At 64.5% G+C, this 21514-nt stretch carries 20 protein-coding genes, 1 tRNA gene and 1 pseudogene; 9 read left to right on the top strand and 13 right to left on the bottom strand.

Annotation, left to right across the window (positions count from 1 at the left end):
- Positions 1 to 111: 111 nt before the first annotated feature.
- A complete protein-coding gene (odc2, locus tag EJ068_RS07135; protein WP_126081495.1) occupies positions 112 to 1245 on the bottom strand; it encodes an ornithine/lysine decarboxylase in 1134 nt (377 codons plus the stop codon).
- A gap of 543 nt (positions 1246 to 1788) precedes the next feature.
- Here odc2 and EJ068_RS07140 point away from each other — a divergent pair.
- From EJ068_RS07140 to EJ068_RS07155, 4 genes are all read left to right on the top strand, one after another.
- A complete protein-coding gene (locus tag EJ068_RS07140) occupies positions 1789 to 2985 on the top strand; it encodes an amidase (protein WP_126081494.1) in 1197 nt (398 codons plus the stop codon).
- Between the two features lie 2 nt (positions 2986 to 2987).
- Positions 2988 to 3890 carry a LysR family transcriptional regulator gene (locus EJ068_RS07145; RefSeq protein WP_042640557.1) on the top strand — a complete coding sequence of 301 codons (903 nt, stop codon included), beginning with the start codon at positions 2988 to 2990 and terminating at the stop codon, positions 3888 to 3890.
- A gap of 169 nt (positions 3891 to 4059) precedes the next feature.
- The gene (locus EJ068_RS07150) at positions 4060 to 4728 is read left to right on the top strand and encodes a DUF1007 family protein (RefSeq protein WP_126081493.1); all 669 of its coding nucleotides are present in this window, start codon (positions 4060 to 4062) and stop codon (positions 4726 to 4728) included.
- Between the two features lie 103 nt (positions 4729 to 4831).
- Positions 4832 to 6067 carry a nickel/cobalt transporter gene (locus EJ068_RS07155; protein ID WP_245463362.1) on the top strand — a complete coding sequence of 412 codons (1236 nt, stop codon included), beginning with the start codon at positions 4832 to 4834 and terminating at the stop codon, positions 6065 to 6067.
- Positions 6068 to 6260: 193 nt separating this feature from the next.
- Here the strand turns inward: EJ068_RS07155 and EJ068_RS07160 are convergent, their stop codons facing one another.
- A complete protein-coding gene (locus EJ068_RS07160; RefSeq protein WP_126081491.1) occupies positions 6261 to 6833 on the bottom strand; it encodes a TetR family transcriptional regulator in 573 nt (190 codons plus the stop codon).
- Between the two features lie 76 nt (positions 6834 to 6909).
- Between EJ068_RS07160 and EJ068_RS07165 the strand changes: the two genes are divergently transcribed.
- Complete coding sequence (locus tag EJ068_RS07165; protein WP_210211606.1) at positions 6910 to 7659, top strand: SDR family oxidoreductase; 750 nt, start codon at positions 6910 to 6912, stop codon at positions 7657 to 7659.
- 104 nt (positions 7660 to 7763) lie between these two features.
- Here EJ068_RS07165 and denD read toward each other — a convergent pair whose 3' ends face one another.
- From denD to EJ068_RS07185, 4 genes are read right to left on the bottom strand one after another with little or no spacing between them, the layout of a single operon-like run.
- A complete protein-coding gene (gene denD / locus EJ068_RS07170; protein ID WP_127249776.1) occupies positions 7764 to 8741 on the bottom strand; it encodes a D-erythronate dehydrogenase in 978 nt (325 codons plus the stop codon).
- Positions 8742 to 8743: 2 nt separating this feature from the next.
- Complete coding sequence (locus tag EJ068_RS07175; protein ID WP_042640563.1) at positions 8744 to 8950, bottom strand: hypothetical protein; 207 nt, start codon at positions 8948 to 8950, stop codon at positions 8744 to 8746.
- 43 nt (positions 8951 to 8993) lie between these two features.
- Positions 8994 to 9983: a cation diffusion facilitator family transporter gene (locus tag EJ068_RS07180; protein WP_127249777.1), complete on the bottom strand. Its 990-nt coding sequence runs from the start codon at positions 9981 to 9983 to the stop codon at positions 8994 to 8996.
- Positions 9984 to 9996: 13 nt separating this feature from the next.
- Entirely contained in the window at positions 9997 to 10683 is a 687-nt protein-coding gene (locus EJ068_RS07185; RefSeq protein WP_127249778.1) for a GNAT family protein, read from the bottom strand.
- Positions 10684 to 10765: 82 nt separating this feature from the next.
- On the opposite strand from EJ068_RS07185, the gene EJ068_RS07190 reads away from it, so the two are divergent.
- Complete coding sequence (locus EJ068_RS07190; protein WP_127249779.1) at positions 10766 to 11950, top strand: pyridoxal phosphate-dependent aminotransferase; 1185 nt, start codon at positions 10766 to 10768, stop codon at positions 11948 to 11950.
- Between the two features lie 12 nt (positions 11951 to 11962).
- On the opposite strand, the gene EJ068_RS07195 is transcribed toward EJ068_RS07190, so the two are convergent.
- The 3 genes from EJ068_RS07195 to EJ068_RS07205 form a co-directional block, all read right to left on the bottom strand.
- Complete coding sequence (locus EJ068_RS07195) at positions 11963 to 12724, bottom strand: SDR family oxidoreductase (RefSeq protein WP_126081485.1); 762 nt, start codon at positions 12722 to 12724, stop codon at positions 11963 to 11965.
- A gap of 240 nt (positions 12725 to 12964) precedes the next feature.
- Positions 12965 to 13696 carry a tellurite resistance TerB family protein gene (locus EJ068_RS07200; RefSeq protein WP_127249780.1) on the bottom strand — a complete coding sequence of 244 codons (732 nt, stop codon included), beginning with the start codon at positions 13694 to 13696 and terminating at the stop codon, positions 12965 to 12967.
- Between the two features lie 111 nt (positions 13697 to 13807).
- Complete coding sequence (locus tag EJ068_RS07205; RefSeq protein WP_127249781.1) at positions 13808 to 14737, bottom strand: rhodanese-related sulfurtransferase; 930 nt, start codon at positions 14735 to 14737, stop codon at positions 13808 to 13810.
- Between the two features lie 154 nt (positions 14738 to 14891).
- Between EJ068_RS07205 and EJ068_RS07210 the strand changes: the two genes are divergently transcribed.
- Positions 14892 to 15530, top strand: a complete 639-nt coding sequence (locus tag EJ068_RS07210; RefSeq protein WP_127249782.1) for a 2-dehydro-3-deoxy-phosphogluconate aldolase — start codon at positions 14892 to 14894, stop codon at positions 15528 to 15530.
- Between the two features lie 12 nt (positions 15531 to 15542).
- Here the strand turns inward: EJ068_RS07210 and EJ068_RS07215 are convergent.
- A pseudogene (locus EJ068_RS07215) lies at positions 15543 to 16270 on the bottom strand (SDR family NAD(P)-dependent oxidoreductase).
- A 184-nt stretch (positions 16271 to 16454) separates the two neighbouring features.
- Between EJ068_RS07215 and EJ068_RS33150 the strand changes: the two are divergent.
- Together EJ068_RS33150 and EJ068_RS33155 are read left to right on the top strand one after the other, a co-directional pair.
- Positions 16455 to 17027, top strand: coding sequence for an AraC family transcriptional regulator (locus EJ068_RS33150; protein ID WP_245463363.1), 573 nt, complete (start codon positions 16455 to 16457; stop codon positions 17025 to 17027).
- Positions 17028 to 17348 (top strand): AraC family transcriptional regulator, encoded by a 321-nt coding sequence (locus EJ068_RS33155; RefSeq protein WP_292027563.1) that lies wholly within the window; start codon positions 17028 to 17030, stop codon positions 17346 to 17348.
- 91 nt (positions 17349 to 17439) lie between these two features.
- Here the strand turns inward: EJ068_RS33155 and EJ068_RS07225 are convergent.
- The 3 genes from EJ068_RS07225 to EJ068_RS07235 all read right to left on the bottom strand — a co-directional run bounded on the left by EJ068_RS07225 (position 17440) and on the right by EJ068_RS07235 (position 21386).
- A tRNA-Gln gene (locus tag EJ068_RS07225) sits at positions 17440 to 17513 on the bottom strand.
- A gap of 88 nt (positions 17514 to 17601) precedes the next feature.
- Positions 17602 to 19431: a DUF882 domain-containing protein gene (locus EJ068_RS07230; protein WP_245463365.1), complete on the bottom strand. Its 1830-nt coding sequence runs from the start codon at positions 19429 to 19431 to the stop codon at positions 17602 to 17604.
- A gap of 407 nt (positions 19432 to 19838) precedes the next feature.
- A complete protein-coding gene (locus tag EJ068_RS07235; RefSeq protein ID WP_127249784.1) occupies positions 19839 to 21386 on the bottom strand; it encodes a sigma-54 dependent transcriptional regulator in 1548 nt (515 codons plus the stop codon).
- Positions 21387 to 21514 lie beyond the last annotated feature (128 nt).

The raw sequence follows: 21514 nt of genomic DNA on the forward strand, positions 1-21514 counted from the left end.
TCAGGTATTCCATATCCGCGATCCTTCACGAGCGGAGATCTGTTCCACAAGCGAGCCTGGGCGGGCGACAGGCGCCCGCGCCGGTCGATCTGAGCGGTTCTTGCGAACGGCTCAGATCACGTAGGATCGGAGAGGCTCGAAGCCGTTGAAGGCGACCGCCGAGTAGGTGGTCGTGTAGGCCCCGGTGCCTTCGATCAGCACCTCGTCGCCGATGGTCAGCGACAAGGGCAGCGGATAAGGCGTCTTCTCATACATCACGTCGGCCGAATCGCAGGTCGGGCCGGCGAGCACGCAAGGCGCGGTCTCCGAGCCGTCATGGCGGGTGACCAGCGGATAGCGGATCGCCTCGTCCATCGTCTCGGCGAGACCGCCGAACTTGCCGATGTCGAGGAACACCCAGCGCACATTGTCATTGTCGGCCTTCTTGGAGATCAGCACGACTTCCGACTTGATGACGCCGGCATTGCCGACCATGCCGCGGCCCGGCTCGATGATCGTCTCGGGCAGCGCATTGCCGAAATGCTTGCGCAGCGCCGAGAAGATCGCCTGGCCGTAGGCCTGGGCCACTGGTACGTCCTTCAAGTAACGGGTCGGGAAGCCGCCGCCCATATTGACCATCTTGAGCACGATGCCTTCCTCGGCGAGCGTCGCGAACACCTTCTTGGCGTCGCCCAGCGCGCGGTCCCAGGCCGACAGGTCGGTCTGCTGCGAGCCGACATGGAACGACACGCCATAGGCGTCGAGGCCGAGGCCCTTGGCATGGCGCAGCACGTCGACGGCCATCGCGGGCACGCAGCCGAACTTGCGCGACAGCGGCCACTCGGCGCCCTCGCCGTCGGTCAGCACGCGACAGAACACGCGCGAGCCGGGGGCGACGCGGGCGATCTTCTCCACCTCCTCCACGCAGTCCACGGCGTAGAGGCGAATGCCGAGCTGGTAGGCGCGTGCGATGTCACGCTCCTTCTTGATGGTGTTGCCGAAGGAAATGCGATCGGCCGGCGCGCCGGCATCCATCGCCATCTCGACCTCGGCAACCGATGCGGTGTCGAAGGACGAGCCCATCGCAGCAAGGAGGCGCAGTATCTCCGGCGCCGGGTTTGCTTTCACCGCATAATAGATCTTGGAATCGGGCAGCGCCTTCTCGAAGGCGCGGAAATTGTCGCGCACGACATCGAGGTCGACGACGAGGCAGGGACCGTTCGGACGTCGGGTGGCGAGGAAGTCAAGGATGCGCTGGGTGGCCATCGGGGTCTCTCCATAACGCCTTTCGGCGCGCACAAAGGCTGCGGAACGCGGGCGCTCAGCCTCGCGAACTCGCGGTCAAACAAAGGCGGGACGTCAAATCCATGGAACCAGCCGGTGGAGACCCCGGAACCATGAAATGCCGTCTCGCGGCGATGAACCTTGGCCTTGCCCGGCCTCGGTTCGCTTTGTCTGCCTTGGCTTGGATGGGAGAGCCCCGTCCGCACTGCCGGCAATGAAGGTGTGCCTCTTTAGTAACCCCGGTCTTTGGACAACCGGAAGAGAACCAGAAAGGCCCGCACCGTCGTTGCTTCAAGGTGTCCTCGGTCTTGTGGTTGGCCACTGACCGACTGGAGGGGTTGGCTCCAGTTACCTTACCGATTGCCCTCACCATTCGAGGATCGGCGGACACCCACAGGCACGTGCGACTTTGGGCAAGCGCGATATAGGAGCGAAGGGTTTCACAATCAATAAAAATCGTAAGCCCAGGTTGTAAAATTTCTGGCATCGAACAATGTTGGTCCGACTGTATCCGGAAATCGAACGATGCCAGGAACTCAAGGACCGCTGAACGCCTTCCTCAATCTGCGCCAAATGCCTGTGGAGGATGCGGAATTGGGCCCGCTCGCCGGCCTGCGCCTGGCCGTCAAGGACATCTATGACGTCGCCGGCTACCGCACCGGCTGCGGCAACCCGCAAAAATACGAGGAGGCGCATGCCGCCTCGCGCACGGCGCAAGCGGTGCAGGCCATCCTCGACGCCGGCGCGCGATTCGTCGGCAAGACCCAGACCGACGAGCTGGCCTTCTCGCTGTTCGGCCAGAACGCGCATTTCCCATACCCGGTCAATCCCGCCGCGCCCGATCGCGTCACCGGCGGCTCCTCTTCCGGCTCGGCGGCCGCGGTTGCCGGCGGGCTGGCGAACATCGCCACCGGCTCCGACACCGGCGGCTCGATCCGCGCGCCGGCGAGCTTCTGCGGCCTGATCGGGCTACGCACCACCCATGGCCGCATTTCGCTCGACGGGGCGATGAAGCTGGCATCGAGCTTCGACACGTTCGGCTGGTTCGCCGACGACATCGAGACCTATGAGACGGTCGGCAAGCTGCTGCTCGGCCGCGACCTGCATCAGCACCCGCTCAACCGCCCGCTCTCGATCCGCTGGCTGGACGCCTTCGTCATGGGTCCGGCGGAGGCCGCGCAATATGCGCGCATGAAGGCGCTGGCCGCCGCTGTCATAGGCCAGCCCGTGGAAACCGAATACGCCTTCGCTTCATTCCCCGACGAGCTTTACTGGTGCTTTCGCCGCCTGCAGGCCTTCGAGGCCTGGCGCGAGCATGGCCCGTGGATCTCGGCCGGCGGTCGCCTCAGCCCGGGCGTCGAGGAGCGTTTTGCCTTCGGCCGCACCATAGATGCCAAAACTGCCGCCGCCGAAGCGGCGCGGCGGCTGGCTTTCCGGGCCGAGCTCGGCGCCCTGCTTGGCAATGACGGCTTTCTCGTCCTGCCCACCGTTCCCGGCGCGGCGCCGCTCGCCGCCAGCACCCCGGAACAGTTCCAGGCCTACCGCGAAAGGGCGCTGCATCTCTTATGCCTTTCGGGTCTTTCGGGCTTTCCGCAGATCACCTTGCCGATCGGCTCCGTCGACGGCGCGCCCTTCGGCCTGTCGCTGCTTGGGCCTTCCGGCAGCGACGTTGCCCTGATACGGCTCGGCCGCAAGATTCTCGACGCGGCACGAAAGGTCTGACCATGGATACATTGACCCGCATGCGCGCCTTCATCGACGTGGTCGAGGCGGAGGGCTTTTCGGCCGCGGCGCGCAAGATCGGCCGCTCCAAGGCGCTGTTGTCGAAATATGTGCGCGAGCTGGAGGACGAGCTCGGCGCGCTGCTCTTGAACCGCACCACGCGCCAGTTCTCGCTGACCGAGGCCGGCCACACCTATTATCAGCGCGCCTCGGAGATCGTGCGCGAGGTTGACAGCCTTGCCGAGGCGGTGCGCCAGTCTTCCGGCGACGTCCGCGGCAGGATCAAGCTGTCGGCCGCCCGCACCTTCGCCGACGCGCCGATCGGTCAGTCGCTGGTCGACTTCGCCAGGCAGCATCCCGACATCGTGCTCGACATCCATCTCGACGACCGCTTCGTCGACCTTGTCGAGGAAGGCTTTGACCTTGCCGTGCGCATCTCGCGGCTGGAGAACTCCTCGCTGATCGCCAGGCGGCTGGCGCCGTTCTCGGTCAGGCTGTGCGCGTCGCCGGAGCTGATCGCCAAGCATGGCGCGCCGACGCGCCCGCAGGATCTCGCAAACCTGCCCTGCATCGTCGACACCAACGGCCGCTCGCTGGCCAACTGGCGCTTCAAGGGCGAAGGCGAGGAATCCATCAGCGTCGCCGTTTCCGGGCCTATCGAGGTCAACAGCCCGATCGTGGCGAGAGCCGCCGCGCTCTCCGGCCTGGGCTTTGCCATGCTGCCCGATTTCATCGCCGCCCCCGACCTCGCGTCCGGCAAGCTGGTCACCGCGCTCGACGATCGCATCCTGGCCGGCACCGGCATCTTCGCCGTCTACCCGCACCGCCGCTATTTGCCGGCCAAGGTGAGGGTCTTCGTCGACTTCCTGGTGCACTGGTTCAGGACGCGCGACACGGGCGCCTGAGCGAGCGTCCCAATTTCGCCCCCTTTCTGCTAACTCTGGGCTCGCTCCCGAGAGCAATTCCAGGAAAAGTGCGTAGCGGTTTTCCGTCCGGAATTGCGCAAAACAAATTATTAGAGCGGGTCAGCGTGGAACGCAGAACCGCTCTAAGTCAATGGAATCGCGGCACGGAATGCATCTGAAACGGCAAGCAACCATGCTGGCTTCGGCCCTTGCGGCCATATTGGCCTCGGTCGAGCAGGCTGAAGTCCATCCGCATGTCTTCGCCGAAGCCCGGCTCGACGTCATCCTCAGCCAGGATCACCAAAGTGTGACGGCGCTGCGCCACCTTTGGCGCTTCGACGACCTGTTTTCGAGTACAGTGATGATGGAGTTCGACAAGAACTCCGATCTGAAGCTTGACGACAAAGAGCTCAAGGAAGTGGCCGACACCGTCCATTCCTCGCTGGCCGAGTTCAACTACTTCCAGCTCGTCACCCAGGACGGCAAGGACGTGCCCATGGTGCCGCCGCCGCATCTGATGGCGAATTTCGACAACGATCAGTTGATCATCCTGTTCGAGTCGCAGCCGAAGACGCCGATCAAGCTTGCCGGCAAGGTCGACATCGGTGTCTACGATCCGACCTTCTACACCGCGATCGACTTCACCGACGACGCCAACATGACCGTCGAAGGCCTGCCCTCGACCTGCACCAAGAAGGTCATCCGTCCGGATCCGGACGAGGCGATCAAGGAAAACCAGAAGACCCTGACGGACGCGTTCTTCAACGATCCGACAGGCACGGACATGAGCAAGATCTTCGCCACCAAGCTCGAATTGGACTGCCCGCCGGAAGGATGATTTGGTGATGAAACCGTCGTTACGCGCAAGCAGGTTCCGCAAAAGTGTCGCACGGTTTTGCGATCGGAACCTGCGGCAGACAAGGGAATCCAAGCGGATATTCGTGGGGCATCCCACGGATATCCGCTTGGCGCTTGGCCTGCTGGCCGCCACATTGGTGATCGCCCACCTGCCCGGCGCCGCGCATGCGCAAAGCTCGCTCGGCATCGGCACCAATGACGGCATGGCGCCGACCACCACAGGTCCGTTCGCCCATATCCTGATGTGGATCAATCTCAGGCAGCAGGAATTCTATCACTCGCTGGCGGCGGCCATGAAGGCGATGCGTCAGGACGGCAGCAAGCTCTGGCTGCTGATCGGCCTGTCCTTCGCCTATGGCATCTTCCATGCCGCCGGCCCCGGCCACGGCAAGGCGGTGATCTCTTCCTACATGGTCGCAAACGAAGTGGCGCTGAGGCGCGGCATCCTGCTTTCCTTCGTTTCGGCGCTGCTGCAGGGCCTGACGGCGGTGGTCGTCATGGTGCTTGCCTATTTCGTGCTGCGCGGCACCGCCATCTCGATGACCGACGCCGCCTGGTTCCTCGAAATCTCCAGCTTCGTGCTGGTCACCTTGTTCGGCGCCTGGCTGCTTTGGCGCAAGCTCGGTCCATCGGCGCTGCGCCTGTTCGGCAGAGCGCCCGCCTACAGCCTGTCGGCCGCCCATGCCGGCCATTCGCATGGCGGGCACTCCCGCGCGCACGCTCACGCGCATTCCCACGCTCACGCGCATTCCCATGCCGGCCATGCTCATGCGCACGCGCACGCCGCGCATTCCCATGCCCTCCACGTGCATGACGATCATGATCATGACCATACACATAGCCATGATCACGGCGCGCACGATCTCCATCATCACGACCATGCCGCGCACAGTCACAGTCATGAACATCAGCATCACGACCATGGCCCGGGCGAAGTCTGCGAGACCTGCGGCCATTCGCATGCGCCGGATCCGGCGATGCTGTCAGGCGACCGCTTCGACTGGAAGACCGCCTGGTCGGCGGTGGCCGCCGTGGGCATCCGCCCCTGCTCCGGCGCGCTGATCGTGCTGAGCTTCGCGCTGCTCAACGGACTGTGGCTGGGCGGGCTGCTGTCGGTGCTGGCGATGTCGATCGGCACCGCGATCACCGTCTCGGCACTGGCGACGATCGCCGTGCTGGCGAAGAACTGGGCCGTCTACTTCGCCGGCGACGGCCGCATCGGCAACCATATCCATTCCATCGTCGAGATCGGCGGCGCCGCCTTCATTTTCATCGTCGGCTTGCTGCTTCTGTCGGCCAGCCTGTCGGGCGGCGTCTGAAGTGCCGACGATGGAGGAAGGACGCGCGCGGCCGTCAATGTCAGGCTGGCCGATCCCGAAGCGGTCGCCGGACTGGCGGTAATCGCGTCTATGGCCTGAACAGCTTCGATGTCATCCGGTTGCGCGAGCGGAACAGCTGTCGGTATGCAACGCAATAATGGAGGGGGCGCCTTCGCGCGGCGTCCGGTCCAACTCAGAGCCAGCCCATGCGCACGGCGGCGGCAATTCTTTCATTATCGCCATTGGCCAGAAGGTCGATCAGCAGGCCGCGTATCGTTGCGAGTATACGGGTAGCCCGCGCCTCGGCCTCGGCTCGCGGGAGCTGCGTCTGGGTGTCGATCAGCAGGTCCAGCCAGTCCTGGGCCGCTTCCGCCGCGAATCCCGCCCACGGACCGGGCTTATGGCTGAAAGAAAGCAGGAACGCCTCATAGGTGAGCCTGACCATCGGACGTTGCTCGGGCGCGGACATCCATGCCCACAATCGCCCGGCGGTTTCTTCGAGGCCATGGCTTCGGCCCTCGGCCGCGAGCGCGACAGTCAGTTGCGCGATCTGTTCGGTGCGCGCCCGGACCAGCAGTTCGCGCAGCAGCTTCTCCTTACTGCCGAACAGATAGAGCAGCACACGGGGACTGGAGCCAATGGCGGCCGCCAGCGGGCGCAACGACAATCCATTGAGACCATGGTCGAGCACATAGGCATAGCTGGCATCGAGCAGTTCCGCCCGGCGGAGGGAGGGTTCGGCAGTCACTGCTTCATGCCCGGCCATCTTGCGCTCCTTTCATGCCCGCTGTAATACCTAACTGAAACGGTCGTTTCAGTCGAGGTATTCGATGGCGTGCAGCATGAGCTTCTCGCTTGCCGGCCGAACCGCCCTGGTGACAGGATCGGTGCGTGGGCTCGGGCTCGAGATGGCGCGCGGCCTGGCCGAAGCCGGCGCCCGCGTGATCCTGAACGGGCGCGAGCCCGCCACGCTCGAGGCAGCCATCGCCGGAATGCGGGACCAGGGCCTGGATGCGCATGGCGCGCCGTTCGACGTCACTCGGCGCGACGCCGCGCAGCAGGCGCTTGCCGGGCTGGGCGACATCGACATCCTCGTCAACAATGTCGGCCGTCGCGATCGCCGCGGCTTCGACGCCATGTCGCCGGAGGAATTCGGCGCCATGCTCGACGGCCACCTGGTTTCCGCCTATGCGATGAGCCAAACGGTCGCCCGTGCCTTGATCCGCCGCGGCGCGCCGGGCCGGATCATCAATGTTTCCTCCGTCATCGCGCAACTCGGCCGGGCCGGAGACGTCGCCTATCCCGCGGCCAAGGCCGGTATCGACGGCCTGACCCGGGCGCTCGCCGTCGAACTCGGCGGCCACGGGATCACCGTGAACGCCGTCGCCCCCGGAACCTTCGCGACCGAGGTGAATGCCGGCCTCGCCGAGGATCCGGATTGGGCGCGCTGGCTGAAGACACGCACGGCACTCGGCCGCTGGGGAAAGCCGGAGGAGATCGCCGGCATCGTGGTTTTTCTCGCCAGCGACGCGGCTTCCTTCGTCACTGGCCAGACAATCGCCGTGGACGGTGGCATCACCACGACATTTTGACAACGCAGGTGACTGGGCGTTCCTTCGCCTTCACTCCCTACGATCGAATTAATTGCAGAGAGGCGGGTAAAGGTTATCTCGGGAAAGCTGTGACCCCTTAGAGTTCACCTAAGCACCGTTTTGCCGAGCTCATCTTCGATATGAGCTTGGATGATCTCGTCGAAGTTCTTCTCGGCGGCAAAGCCGAGCTCCCGCGCCCGCCTTGCCTCGAACCGTGTCGGCCAGCCTTTGACGATTGCCCAGATGGTCTCGTCGGGTTGCTCGCGGATCCGCTTCGCGACTTCGGCGCCGGCAATGCGCTCCAGCGCCTCGATCTGCTCGCCGACGGTGACGGCGACTCCGGGCATGGTGAGGTTGCGACGCGGTCCGACCTTGTCGCCGTCGATTTCGGCCGCATGGATCAGGAAATTGACCGCCGAGCGCGGGCTGGCATGGGTGTGCAGCACTGAGCGCGGCACCGGCAGGATCGCCTCCTGCCCGGCGAGCGGCTCGCGGATGATGCCTGAGAAAAAGCTGGAGGCTGCCTTGTTCGGCTTGCCGGGGCGCACGCAGATCGTCGGCAGCCGGATGCCGATGCCGTCGAAAAAGCCGCGCCGCGTGTAGTCGGCGAGCAGCGCTTCGCTCATCTGCTTCTGCGTGCCGTATGAGGTGAGCGGCGTCGGATGGAACTCGTCCGGAATGACATCCGGAAAGGGCGCGCCGAAGACCGCGATCGACGAGGTGAACACGAGGCGCGGCGCGAAGGCCGCCAGCCGCACCGCGTCGAACAGCGCGCGCGTGCCGTCGAGATTGACCCGGTAGCCGAGATCGAAATTGGCTTCCGCTTCGCCCGAGACGATGCCCGCCAGGTGGAAGATCACGTCCGGGCGCGGAGCCACGAGGGCCGCCATGGCGCCGGGCGCGGATAGATCGCCGGTGTGGATCGAGACATCGACGCCTGTGAGCGCCGGCGGCTGCGGCGCCACGATGTCATGCAGGTCGAGCGCCGTGATCTTGCGCCCGCGCAAGGCGCTGTCCTTGGCCAGCCGCGCTATAAGCTTGCGGCCCACCATGCCGGCCGCGCCCGTGATCAGAATTCTCATCTTCAGAGACCTTTCTTGCGTTGGCTGCGTCCGCGCAGCCATAGGACGACGAACAGCCCGACCATGAAGACCACCGCGATGACGGCCGCCAGGATGGTCGATACCTTGCCCGCGGCCAGCATGATGGCTGGCAGGAAATAGGCGGCGAGACCGAACACGAGCAGTATCACAGCCGCGGCAATCGCCGCGTTGCGTGTGTCACGATCCATCAGCAGACTTTCCTGGCTTCGAGGCTGTTAGGCATAATCCTGATCAGTGATAGTGCCGGCGATCGGCAGGCGCGCCATGCGTATGGTCGCGATCACGGTGATGGCCATGCTCGTCATGACTGTCGGCGCATTGCCCGAATTCCGGTTCGACGGTGGCATGATCGATGCCGTGCTTGGCGGCAAGCCGTTTCTTGATGGCGCTCACCGCTACATGCGGATCGACGCCGTCATTCAAGCAGGCATGCAGCGTCGCCATGTTGGAGGTGCCGTCGAGCGACCAGACATGCATATGATGCACCTCGCGCACGCCCTTGACCGCGCCTTCGATGTCCTTGGCGATCACATCGCGATCGAGGCTTGCCGGCACGCCTTCGAGCAGGACATGCGCCGCCTCGCGCATCAGCGACCATGCCGTCGACAGGATGAGCAGCGACACTAGGACGGAGAGGATAGGATCGATCGGCGTCCAGCCGGTTGCCAGGATGATGAGGGCTGCCGCGATTGCCGCGGCGGAGCCGAGCAGGTCACCCAGCACATGCAGGATCGCGCCGCGCATGTTCAGGCTCTCGCGGTCGCCGCCATGCAGCACGAAGAAGGAGGCGATGTTGACCAGCAGGCCTGCCACCGCCACCACCAGCATCGGCCCGCCAAGCACGGGCGCCGGGTTCATCAGCCGCCCCCAGGCCTCGTAGACGATCCAGAGCGCGATGACGAAGATGGCGATGCCGTTGGTGTAGGCGACCAGCGTCTTCACCCGGCCGAAGCCATAGGTCAGACGGCCGGTGGCCGGGCGTCCGGCGAGATGGAAGGCATACCAGGCAAGACCGAGCGCGATCGAATCGGCAAGCATATGGCCGGCGTCCGCGAGCAGCGCCAGCGATCCGGTGAGCAGCCCGCCGAGCGCCTCGGCGACCATGAAGCCGCCGGTCAGGCAGGCCGCGATCAGCACCCGTTTCTTGTCGGTCGAGCCATGCACATGCCCAGCGCCGTGGCTATGACCGGCGGAACCGTGATCATGCGAACCGTGCGCCATCGTCAAACTCCTGTTACCCTCCGAAGTCGGCGCGAAAATCCTCAAGCCGCCGCTTCTGGCCGCCTTCGTCATCGAAGTTCGCTGGATCGAGCCAGCCTTCATAGGCCTTGCGCAAGGCCGGCCACTCCTTGTCGATGATCGAATACCACGCCGTATCGCGGTTTTCACCTTTGACCACAAGGTGCTGGCGGAAGATGCCTTCGAACTTGAAACCGAAGCGCTCGGCGGCGCGCTTCGAGGGCTCGTTGCGGTTGTTGCACTTCCACTCGTAGCGGCGATAGCCGAGATCGTCGAAGAGATATTTCGCAAACATGAACTGCGCCTCGGTCGCCGCCGGCTTGCGCGAGATCAGCGGACCCCAGTAGATGTTGCCGATTTCCCCGACGCCGTTGGCGGCGTCGATGCGCATCAGGGTCTGGCGCCCGGCGATCTTGCCACTCGCCTTGTCGATGACGGTGAAGAACAGCGGATCCTCGCTCGCTTCCGCCTTGTCGAGCCACGGCTGGAAGACGGCGCGTGTCTCCGGCGGGTAATCGGGCAGCCAGGCGAAACGTCCGCCGACATCCGAAACCGACGAGGCCTCGTAGAGGCCGTCGCCGTGCTTTGCCGCGCTCAGCGGCTCGAGCCTGACTGTGCGTCCCTCGATCGCCTTGCGTTCCGGCCGTGGGCGCGGCTGCCAATTCTTCAGATCTTCCGACACCGACCACTCCAATCCGTTGACTTTTCCCAGCGGACGGTCACAAAAACGCTCGCTCACAGAAAGAACCACAGGGACGGGAAAAATGCTCCACACGATCGCGGCCTTCGACCGCCTTGGCGAGGAAAATGCCTTCGCGGTGCTGGCCAGGGCCACCGCGCTTGCCCATCAGGGCCGCGACATCGTCAATCTCGGCATCGGCCAGCCCGACTTCAAGACGCCGCAGCACATCGTCGAGGCGGCGATCAAGGCGTTGCGCGACGGCCACCACGGCTACACGCCGGCAAACGGGCTGCTCGCCACCCGCGAGGCCGTCGTGCGCCGCACGCTGACCACCACCGGCGTCGAGGTGTCGCCTGAGAATGTGATGATCCTGCCCGGCGGCAAGCCGACCATGTTCGCCGCGATCCTGATGTTCGGTGAGGCCGGCACCGAGATTCTCTACCCCGATCCCGGCTTTCCGATCTACCGCTCCATGATCGAGTTCACCGGCGCAACGCCGGTGCCGGTGCCGATCCGCGAGGAGAACGGCTTTGCCTTCTCGGCCGACGAGACGCTGGCGCTGATCACGCCCCGGACCAGGCTGCTCATCCTCAACTCACCCGCCAATCCGACCGGCGGCGTCACGCCACGCGCCGAGATCGAGAAACTGGTCAAGGGGCTTGAGAAGCATCCTGAGGTCGCGATCATGTCCGACGAGATCTACGACGTCATGACCTATGACGGCGAGAAGCACTGCTCCCTGCTCAACTTCCCCGAAATCCGCGACAGGCTGATCGTGCTCAACGGCTGGTCGAAGACCTGGGCGATGACCGGCTGGCGCATGGGCTGGTCGATCTGGCCGAACGGCGACAAGGGCGCCCATCTCTACGACAAGGTGCGCAAGCTGGCCGTCAATTGCTGGTCCTGCGTCAACGCGCCGAGCCAGTTTGCCGGCATCGCCGCGATCGACGGCCCGCAGGACGATGTCGAGAAGATGATGCGCGCCTTCGACAACCGCAGGAAAATCGTCGTCGAGGGCCTGAACGCGCTCCCCGGCATCTCCTGTATCACGCCGAAGGGCGCCTTCTACGCCTTCCCCAACGTGTCGAAGACCGGCTGGAAGGCCAAGAAGCTTGCCTCGGCGCTGCTGGAGGATGCCGGCGTGGCGCTGATCGGCGGGCCCGATTTCGGCGTGCTCGGCGAAGGCTATATCCGGCTTTCCTACGCCAATTCCGAGGAGAACATCCTGCGCGCGCTGGAGCGGATCGAGGCGTTTCTGAAGAAGTGAGCTGTCAGGCGCTTATCCGCGCCCGACAAACGGCATCTTCGTCGCCATCACCGTCATGAACAGCACGTTGGCGTCGAGCGGCAGGCTGGCCATATGCAGCACCGCGTCGGCGACCCGCTGCACGTCCATCACCGCCTCGGCGGCGATCGAGCCATTGGCCTGCGGCACGCCGACCGTCATCGGCTGCGCCATCTCGGTCAGCGCATTGCCGATATCGATCTGGCCGCAGGCGATGTCGAAAGGCCGGCCGTCGAGCGCCAGCGTCTTGGTGAGCCCGGTGATGGCGTGCTTAGTCGCCGTATAGGGCACGGAACCCGGGCGCGGCGCATAGGCAGACACTGAGCCGTTGTTGATGATGCGGCCGCCCATCGGCTTCTGCCTCCGCATCGCGCCGAAGGCGGCGCGCGCGCACAGGAACGCGCCGGTGAGGTTGACGCCGACGACATCGTTCCAGACCTCGACCGGGATCTCGTCGATCAGCGTCGACTTGTAGCCCATGCCGGCATTGTTGAAGAGCAGGTCGACGCGGCCGAAGGCCTCGAGCACAGTCTCGAACATGTCATCGACTTCCGCCGCCTTGCTGATGTCGCAGGCGACGGCCAATGCCTTGGCTTGCGTCTTGCCCGCATCGGCGATCGCCTCCTCCAGCACCGTCTTGCGCCGGCCGCAGAACACCGTGTTCCAGCCAGCCTGGAGCAGTGCGGTGGCGACGCTCTTGCCGATGCCGGTGCCGGCTCCGGTAACGATGGCGGTCTTCTCTGCTATGGCGGTCATCGTCGTCCTCCCGGTCATGCTCGGAAAGACGTGGCATCGCAAATGCCGGGGATCATGGCAAGCCGCTCTTGGCGACAAACAAGAGGCCAACAAAAAGGGCGGCCATTGGCGACCGCCCCGATCTGAACCGCGCTTGGGAGGAGGAAAAGCCGGTCCGACTGATTAGAATGATGCGCTTGCTTGGTTAACGAGAGACTAACGACCGGCAAGGCGTCGCCGGATGGCGTTTACCACACCGCTTCACCAAGGCGAGCTAGGCGCGCTGCCGGCCGGCACCTTTGCCGCCGAGACAGTCGCCTCGACATGATCGACCAGGGCATCCGGCAGGCCGAGCCGGCCGGCGAGCAGGTCGAGATAGCCGCGCTCGGCGCGCGTGTCGGGATCGATGGTCAGACGCGAGGCGGTGTAGAGTTCCAGCTTCTGCGCATCGGTCTTGGCGCCGGCCACCAGCGTGTCGAGATCGAGCGGGCTTTCGAGCTCGGCAAGCAGGAATTTCTCCGCTTCCGCGCCGATGCCGGCGAGCTTGAGCTTGTCGGCGATCTTCTTGCGCTCTTCGTCGTCGATATGGCCATCGGCCTTCGCCGCCGAGATCATCGCCCGGACCAGCGTCAGCGTGAACTCGGCCTCGCCTTGCGGCGCCTGCGCGGGATCGAAAGCGGTATCGGCCGGCGGCGGCAGCAGTTCAGGCTCGCCGGACGCGGGCGGCTGCGCCGGCTCGTTGCCGGCCTTGTAATTCTGATAGGCCTTGTAGGCGAGGCCGCCGATCGCCGCCAGGCCGCCGAGCTTGATGGCCGCGCCCGTCACCTGCCGTCCAGTGCCGGTGCCGAGCAGCACGGCGGCAAGCGTGCCGGCAGCCAGCGGATTGTCCTTCGCCATCTGCACCGCCTGCCCCGCCTTGTCGCGAACGGTCGAGCCCGTGCCGGGAATTTGCGAGCCGAGAAGGTCGTCGAGCAGCTTCTTGGGGTCGAGCATCAATGCCTCCAGAATTGGCCCGGCCGAATGCGCGCGGGCAAGGTTCGGACCGGCAAGAGGTAGGCTCCGCGCTTTGACATTACAATGACGGAGCAGGTTTTGCGCGTGAGGCTAGCTGCCGATATGACGCTTGCCGCCGCGCGCCTGCGCAAGTTCGACCTGACGGTGACGTTCGGCATAGCGCTCACGGTCCACATCGGACCGCGTTTCGAAACAATGCTGGCATGAAACGCCGATTGCGTATTTCGGCGACAGCCGGTCCTCGACCGTCAGCGGATGCCGGCAGGCGCGGCAGAGCTCCGCCTCGCCCTCGGTCAGGCCATGCGAGACGGACACCCGCTCGTCGAAGACGAAACATTCGCCCTGCCAGAGGCTCTCTTCCGCCGACACCTCTTCGAGGTATTTCAGGATGCCGCCCTTGAGATGAAAGACGTTCTTGAGGCCGAGCGACTTCACATAGGCCGTCGCCTTCTCGCAGCGAATGCCGCCGGTGCAGAACATCGCCACCTTGCGGCCTTCAAGCTCTTCACGGTGCCCTTCCACCCAGGTCGGAAACTCGCGGAAGCTGGAGGTCTTTGGGTCGACCGCGCCCTTGAAGGTGCCGAGCGAGACTTCATAGGCGTTGCGCGTGTCGATGACGACGGTGTCGGCGTCCGATATCAGCGCGTTCCAGTCGGCCGGCGCGACATAGGTGCCGGCGCTGGTTGCCGGATCGATATCCTCGACGCCCATGGTGACGATCTCGCGCTTCAGCCGCACCTTCATGCGGTGGAACGGCATCTCGGCGGCGCTGCTGTATTTGACTTCCAGCCCGGCAAGGCCTTCGATGGCCTGCAGATGGTCCACAAGCGCCGTAATCGCTTCCTCGCTGCCGGCAATGGTGCCGTTGATGCCTTCATGCGCCAGAAGCAGCGTGCCCTTGATACCGCGCCCGCAACAGAAGGCGGCGAGCGGTGCGCGCAGGGTCTCGTATCCGTCGAGCCGCGCGAATTTGTAAAGCGCGGCGACCTGGATGGGCTGAATTTCCTTGGTTGTCGTCATGGCCATGCCACTAGACTGTGGTCAAAGCGGTTTCAAGGCAAAGGAGTTCAAGCGGCGCACGATCCGCCGCGCGGCATCGCGACACGCCGGGCTTCGTGGACTTGGGCGGACCCTTCTGCTAATCGGTTTAAAACATGGAAACGGAGACCAGCACATGACCAGCAAGACCGAAAAGCTCCTGTCGCTCCTCAACGGTCAGCCGGTCATCCCGGTGCTCAAGATCGCCAATGTCGCCGATGCCGTGCCGCTCGCTCGTGCTTTGTCGCGCGGCGGTTTGCGGGCCATCGAGATCACGCTGCGCACCGCCGACGCGCTGGAGGCGATCCGGCGCGTCGCGGCCGAAGTCGAGGACGCGATTGTCGGCGCCGGCACCATTCTAGATGCCAGGCAGTTCGACGAAGCGGCCGCCGCCGGCTCGACATTCATCGTCAGCCCCGGCATCACCAGCCAGCTTCTCGAGGCGGCCAAGGACAGCCCCGTGCCGCTGCTGCCCGGCGCCATCACGCCTGGCGAGATCATGGCCGCGCGCGAGGCCGGCCTGCGCTTCCTGAAATTCTTCCCGGCCGAGCAGTCGGGCGGCATCGCCTCGCTGAAGGCTTTCGCCTCGCCGCTGGCGGACGTGAAATTCTGCCCGACCGGCGGCATAACGGCCAGGAACGCCGCCGACTATCTGAGCCTGCCCAACGTCATCTGCGTCGGCGGCTCGTGGGTGGCGCCCGACGATCTCATCAAGGCCGGCAAGTGGGACGAGATCGAAGCGCTGGCGCGTGAAGCGAGCAAGCTAAAAAAGTAGTCATCGCTTTCATTAGGGCAGAGGGCCGTTCTCATCGAAATAGCCGCCCGTCGGTCCGCCCGGCTCCAGCGTCGCCAGCCGCACGATGATCTCGGCCGCCTGCTGCACCGTGCGGCCGCCTCTGTGGCCGTTAAGGTCCGTCGCGGTGTAGCCGGGAGCGGCTGCGTTGACCATGATGCCGTGCGGCGCGAGTTCCCTGGCGAAGGCGAGCGTAACGGCGTTGAGCGCGGTCTTCGAGCTGCCATAGCCCATGACATTGGGTGACTGGCTGCCGGCCGCGCGCGCCAGCGATCCGAGATAGCTGCTCACCATGACGATGCGGGAAGCTGGCGATGCCAGGAGCAGCGGCAGGAATGCCTGGGTGACCCGCACCGGCCCGAAAACGTTGACGTCATAGGTGGCCTTCATGTCCGCGACATTTTCCTGGCTTGGCGGCCGCTGGTAGCGGCCGTCCGCGTCGAGCGCGTCGACATATCCGGGAGCGATGCCGGCATTATTGACCAGCACGTCCAGGCCGGGCGTCCGCGCCGTGACGGCTTTGGCCGCGGCTGCCACGCTGTCGTCGCTGGCGACATCGAGCGCGAGCCACTCGACGTCAAACCCCTCATCACGCAATGCCTGCGCCGCAGTCTCGCCACGCTCGGCGTCGCGCGCGCCTCCAGTGCCGCCAGCCGCCGGACGGTCTCACGGCCGATGCCCTTGTTGGCGCCGGTCACCAGCGCGTTCTTTCTCGTCGTCATGTCCATGTCTCCTTCGATGACCCAGAGATGACGTGAACCGGCTCGCTTCGCGCGCCAAAAGCTCTCAGCCTCTTGCCTAATCCTCTCAGGTGCGCGTCTTCGCGTCACCAAGGTTCGTGTCTTCGCGGGCGCGTCAGCACCTCGCTTGGTTGCTTGGCCGCGATGGATCGGCAATGCTGGAACGATGAGTGACATATTGCAGGAATTGATCGCCATGGCCGGGCGTCATGCGCGGGGGCGGCGGACGAAGACGGCCATTCCGCGCGTCACTATCGGTCGCAGCGAGCTTCCGACGCCGCCGCTGCCCGAGCTCTGCCAGCCGACCGCGCTTCTGGTCCTGCAGGGGACCAAAACGGTGCTGATCGGTGACCGCACGCTTGCCTACAGCGCCGGCAGCTATTTCGTCTACGCGGTGGAGGCGCCCGCCACCAGCCAGCTGATCGAGGCGAGCAGCGCCTGTCCCTACATGGCTCTCGCCTTCGCCATCGATATCGAGCTGATCGCCGGCCTGCTTATCGATCATCGGGTGGCGATCGACGGCGACAGCTTCGTCACCAATACGGCCGATGATGACTTGCTCGACGCCTGGCGACGGATGCTGCGGCTGCTCGATCGGCCGGAAGAGATTCCGGTGCTGGCGCCCATGCTCGAACACGAGATCGCATTCCGCCTGCTGCAAGGCCCGCAGGGCGAAAAGCTGCGCCAGCTCGCGCGCGCCGATGGCCGCCTGTCGCAGATCCGCCGCGCCACCGCCTGAATCCGAGCGCATTACAACGAGCCTATCGATGTGACGCAGCTGGCCGAGCTGTCGCATATGAGCAACGCCGCCTTTCATCGCCACTTCAAGGCGGCGACCGCGATGAGCCCGATCCAGTATCAGAAGCAGCTCCGCCTTTTGGAAGCCCGCCACCTGCTGATTGCCCAACCGGGCGGCGCGGCGCAGGTTGCTTTCACCGTCGGCTACGAAAGCGCCTCCCAGTTCAGCCGCGAATATGCGCGCCAGTTCGGACTGCCTCCGGCGCGCGACGCCGCGCGGCTTCTGGCCAACGGCGAGGCGGCCGCGCTGGAAGTCGACTGAACATAAAAACCGGCCGGCTGAGCGCCCACCTCCTCACGAGAAATTCAAGCCGATGCAGCTTGCGCAATGCCAGATAACGCCAATCGAGGACTGGTTCCCGCTCATGGATTCGAACCACGATTCACGCCTTCAAAGGGCGCTGTCCTACCACCAGACGAAGCGGGAAGACCGGGCGATCAAAACATCTTTCAGGGATGAAAACAAAAAACCGCGTTGTCCTCCAACGCGGCTTCTCCGGTATCTGGCGGGATCGCTATTTCGTCTGGAAACGGGCGACCGACAGGAACTTGACCGCGTTGCCGCTGAAACGGCTGGCATCTTGCATCCCGCCATCCGTTTGGAAGCCGGCGGTGTACACTTCGCTCGGCGGCGTATGCACGATGTTGTAGGCATAACGCGGCGCCGTCGTCGGATCGGAAACCGAAGCGATGTTCACGCCGCTGCCGAGCGCCCACCGCGCGGCCTGCGGCGCTGCCGCCACCACCATGGCCTTCGGTCCCGGCTTGAGGTCGCGGGACGAAGCTCTGCCTTCCTTGGCCGTCGTCTTCACGCCGGCGCCGATCGCCTTCGTGGGATCGCTGCCTGCCGGAAGGGCGGCAATGGCTTGGCGTGGCGAGGCAGCATCGGCCCCCGACGGATAGTTGAACGCCGAGCGCGGCTCGGGCTCGGTCAGCGACGCAAGCTGGTATTCGGCGCCGGCACCGCCGGCCTCGACGGTCGCGTTGGCCTGTTCGAGAACGGCCTTGACCTCATCCTGCTTGCCGGGCTGCGGCCGGGCGGTCGGCAGCACGGAGAACGCGTCGGTCGCGCTCTTGTCCTGCGAAGCCGTTTCGGCGAGCGCCAGAAGCAGGTTGTTATCCTTCGACGCCAATTCGGCCGGCGTCGAGCGATCGGGGCGCCAGGTCGGAAGCGGGATGTTGTTGACGGCCACCTGCGCCGGATCGGTGCCAGCGGCCTCGGCCGCACTGGCAGCGCCGAACGGAACCTTGTCAGGCACGGGCGCCTGCGCCGTCGAAACCGCCTGCTCGGTCGTCGCCGAGGCATCCGCCACGGCAAACGGCACATTCTGCGGCGTCTGCTGGCCGACATCGACCTTCGGACGCGGCGCGAAATCGGGCAACGGGATTTCCTTGGGCGGCAGCGCGGCGATGATCGTCTCGGGCGTATCCTGCTGCGGCTGCTGCTGATCGTCGGCGCTGTCATCCGCGATCTGCGGGACGTTGGCGCGCTTCGCATCCTTCGGCGAAACGATCGCGATGCCCGGGAGATTGCTATTGCGGGCAGTGGCGGCGCTCGCGACCTGGACCTGCTTCACAGCTTTCTGCTGGGGTGCCGGAACGCTTTCATCGGCATCGTCATCTGCCTCGTCGGCTCCGCCGCCACGGAACCAGGCAAACAGGCCGCCGGACCGCTTGGTCGAGCCGCCGGCGCTGGCCAGTTCGATGTTCGGCGTGCCAGAGCCCTTGCGCGCCTGATAGGCGGCCAGCGCCTGCTCATAGCCGGGCAGCGGCCTGCCGTCGCTCGGCACATGCAGCGTCTTGCCGTTCGGGAACAGGCTGACCAGCTCCTGGCGGCTGATGCCCGGCCAATGACGCACATTGCCGACATCCATGTGCACAAAAGGTGAGCCGGAGGTCGGGTAGTAGCCGACGCCGCCGCCCTGCATCTTGAGGCCGATGTTGCGCAGCTTCTTCAGCGGCACGCCGGGGATGTAGAAATCCATCGCCTTGCCGAGCATGTGCTGGCTTTTCTCGGCGACGCCACGGCTGCGCGAACGCAGCATCGCGTTGGTCGACGGCGAACGATAGCCGCAGACGACCTGGATGTAGTCGGTCGCGCCAGCTTCGCGATAAGCTTCCCAAACGAGGTCGAGCAGCCGCGGGTCCATCTTCGTCGGCTCGTTGCGGCGCCAGTCGCGCAGGATGATGTTGATCTTGCGCAGGCCTTCCGGATCGTAGCGGCCATTGCGCTTGTAGACGATCTCGGCCTTCTCGTGCGTGTGCAGGTGATAGAGCTTGAGCGTGCGAACCTCAGCCCTGGCGCCCGACATTGCCGCGGACAGAAACCCGACAGCCAAAATCATAAACGTCAGCCACCTCGGCCAGACGCTCATGTGAAAATGCCGCCCGTTTGTGTGTCGTTCGACTTTGTTCAAATCAAATGGCTTTCAGGCTGCCGTTTGTCCCCGGATTTGACCAAACGGATGCGTGGTTTTCACATCCGAATATCGATCCTAATGGTTAACCATCGTTTATTGAAGCCGAAATGCGGTAACACCGTGGCGATATCCCGTCAAAAATGATGCACAGCATTTCGTGGTAAACCGCTGGTTTAGATCAAGAATCCGGCCCCGGCCAGAACACGATCTGTTACCGTTAGCGTTAATGCGTGATCCTCGGCAACGCCAACCGCTGAAAACCCTGCGTTTTCACGTCAAAAGCGACAATTTGACTCGGATTTTAGGCGCGCAAGCTATTCGAGGCTTGCCTGTCACGAGGCAAGCCGGTCGACGCGACCAGCTTCGGGATCAATGCCATATTCCTTCAACTTGCGGTAGAGGGTGGAACGGCCGATGCCCAAACGGCGCGCGACTTCGCTCATCTGGCCATTATAGTGATCGATCGCCAGCTTGATCATCTCGAGTTCGACATCGGCCAGCGCCCGTACATTGCCGCGCTCGTCCAGCGCCCGAAGCGTTCCGAACCGCGGCTGCGGCCGCGCCGGTGACTCGCCGTCGGCAAAGGCGGACCCCATTTTCTCGGCAATCGCCTCATCCGCCGGTTTGGACGCACCCTCGACCGTTTCGGCGATGGTGGATGTCGTTTCCGCTGCGAGATCGACCGTGCCTTCCACCTGGGCCCGGATTTGCGGGAACTCCTCCTCGGTCAGCACGTCGCCCTCGGCAAGCACCGACGCGCGGAAGACCGCATTCTCCAATTGGCGGATGTTGCCCGGCCAGTCATAGGCCTGCAGCATCGCTAGCGCTGACGCCGATATGCCGGCAAGGCGCCGGCGCGGATCGGCCGGAGCGACCTTTTCCATGAAATGCCGGACCAGGTAGGGAATGTCGTCGCGGCGGTCGCGCAGCGGCGGCACGAAGATCGGATAGACGTTCAGCCGGTAGAACAGGTCCTCGCGGAACTTGCCGTCCTTGACCTGCTGCAGAAGGTTGCGATGCGTGGCCGAGATGAGCCTTATATCGACCTTGACGGTCGAGCGGCCGCCGACCGGATCGACCTCGCCCTCCTGCACGGCGCGCAAGAGCTTCACCTGGACGTCGAGCGGCAGATCGCCGATCTCGTCGAGGAATAGCGTGCCGGAATTCGCCTCGACGAATTTGCCAGTATGCTTGTCGGTGGCGCCCGTGAAGGAGCCCTTCTCGTGGCCGAACAGGATCGATTCAACGAGATTGTCCGGGATGGCGCCGCAATTGACGGTGACGAAGGGCTTCGAACGGCGATCGCCGCTGCCCTGGATGGCGCGCGCCACCAGTTCCTTGCCGACGCCGGATTCGCCCTCGATCAGGATCGGGATGTTGGAGGCCGCCGCCTTTTGCCCGAGGCGTATCACCCGGTCCATTGCCGGGCTGCGCGTGATCATGTCCTTGAACGTGAGATGGCCGCCGCCGCGTCGCCGCGATGCGCGCTTCATCTCGTCCTCGACGGCTTCCACCTTGAGCGCGTTGGAGATCGCGGTCTGCAGCCTGTCGGGCGACGCAGGCTTGACGACGAAGTCGAAGGCGCCGTGCCGCATCGCCGAAACGACCGTCTCGATGCCCCCCTGGGCCGTCTGCACGATGACGGGAATGTTGATGCCGCGCTCGCGCATCGCCTTCAGCACACCGATGCCGCCTAGGCCGGGCATGACAAGGTCGAGAATGACGACGGAGACCTCGCGCGCGTTCGGCCCGTCGAGCACGTCGAGGCCAGCCTCGCCGCTATCGGTGACAATCGCGGTGTGCCCGAACTTGGTCAGCGCGGCCTCGATCAACCTGCGCTGCACCGGATCGTCATCGACTATGAGTATGGAACCTGTCATGACTGTTTGAGTTTTCCGCCCGAGACAATCCCCATGGATCATCTTGGCACAGGGTTCTAAATAAGGTTTCAAAAAACCCGGTGAACGAATTCCTTAGGATTTGACCGGCTTCCTCCTTCCCTCTGATT

The organism is Mesorhizobium sp. M2A.F.Ca.ET.043.02.1.1, assembly GCF_003952405.1.
In the GTDB taxonomy this organism is placed as follows: Bacteria; Pseudomonadota; Alphaproteobacteria; order Rhizobiales; family Rhizobiaceae; genus Mesorhizobium.

Coding starts and splice junctions, on each gene's coding strand:
- EJ068_RS07230 (WP_245463365.1), bottom strand. CDS start 19,431: ATGATTTTGGCTGTCGGGTTTCTGTCCGCGGCAATGTCGGGCGCCAGG.
- EJ068_RS07235 (WP_127249784.1), bottom strand. CDS start 21,386: ATGACAGGTTCCATACTCATAGTCGATGACGATCCGGTGCAGCGCAGG.
- EJ068_RS07200 (WP_127249780.1), bottom strand. CDS start 13,696: ATGCTCGACCCCAAGAAGCTGCTCGACGACCTTCTCGGCTCGCAAATT.
- EJ068_RS33150 (WP_245463363.1), top strand. CDS start 16,455: ATGAGTGACATATTGCAGGAATTGATCGCCATGGCCGGGCGTCATGCG.
- EJ068_RS07145 (WP_042640557.1), top strand. CDS start 2,988: ATGGATACATTGACCCGCATGCGCGCCTTCATCGACGTGGTCGAGGCG.
- EJ068_RS07175 (WP_042640563.1), bottom strand. CDS start 8,950: ATGGATCGTGACACACGCAACGCGGCGATTGCCGCGGCTGTGATACTG.
- EJ068_RS07205 (WP_127249781.1), bottom strand. CDS start 14,737: ATGACGACAACCAAGGAAATTCAGCCCATCCAGGTCGCCGCGCTTTAC.
- EJ068_RS07160 (WP_126081491.1), bottom strand. CDS start 6,833: ATGGCCGGGCATGAAGCAGTGACTGCCGAACCCTCCCTCCGCCGGGCG.
- EJ068_RS07190 (WP_127249779.1), top strand. CDS start 10,766: ATGCTCCACACGATCGCGGCCTTCGACCGCCTTGGCGAGGAAAATGCC.
- denD (WP_127249776.1), bottom strand. CDS start 8,741: ATGAGAATTCTGATCACGGGCGCGGCCGGCATGGTGGGCCGCAAGCTT.
- EJ068_RS07140 (WP_126081494.1), top strand. CDS start 1,789: ATGCCAGGAACTCAAGGACCGCTGAACGCCTTCCTCAATCTGCGCCAA.
- EJ068_RS07180 (WP_127249777.1), bottom strand. CDS start 9,983: ATGGCGCACGGTTCGCATGATCACGGTTCCGCCGGTCATAGCCACGGC.
- EJ068_RS07150 (WP_126081493.1), top strand. CDS start 4,060: ATGCATCTGAAACGGCAAGCAACCATGCTGGCTTCGGCCCTTGCGGCC.
- EJ068_RS07165 (WP_210211606.1), top strand. CDS start 6,910: ATGAGCTTCTCGCTTGCCGGCCGAACCGCCCTGGTGACAGGATCGGTG.
- EJ068_RS07195 (WP_126081485.1), bottom strand. CDS start 12,724: ATGACCGCCATAGCAGAGAAGACCGCCATCGTTACCGGAGCCGGCACC.
- EJ068_RS07210 (WP_127249782.1), top strand. CDS start 14,892: ATGACCAGCAAGACCGAAAAGCTCCTGTCGCTCCTCAACGGTCAGCCG.
- odc2 (WP_126081495.1), bottom strand. CDS start 1,245: ATGGCCACCCAGCGCATCCTTGACTTCCTCGCCACCCGACGTCCGAAC.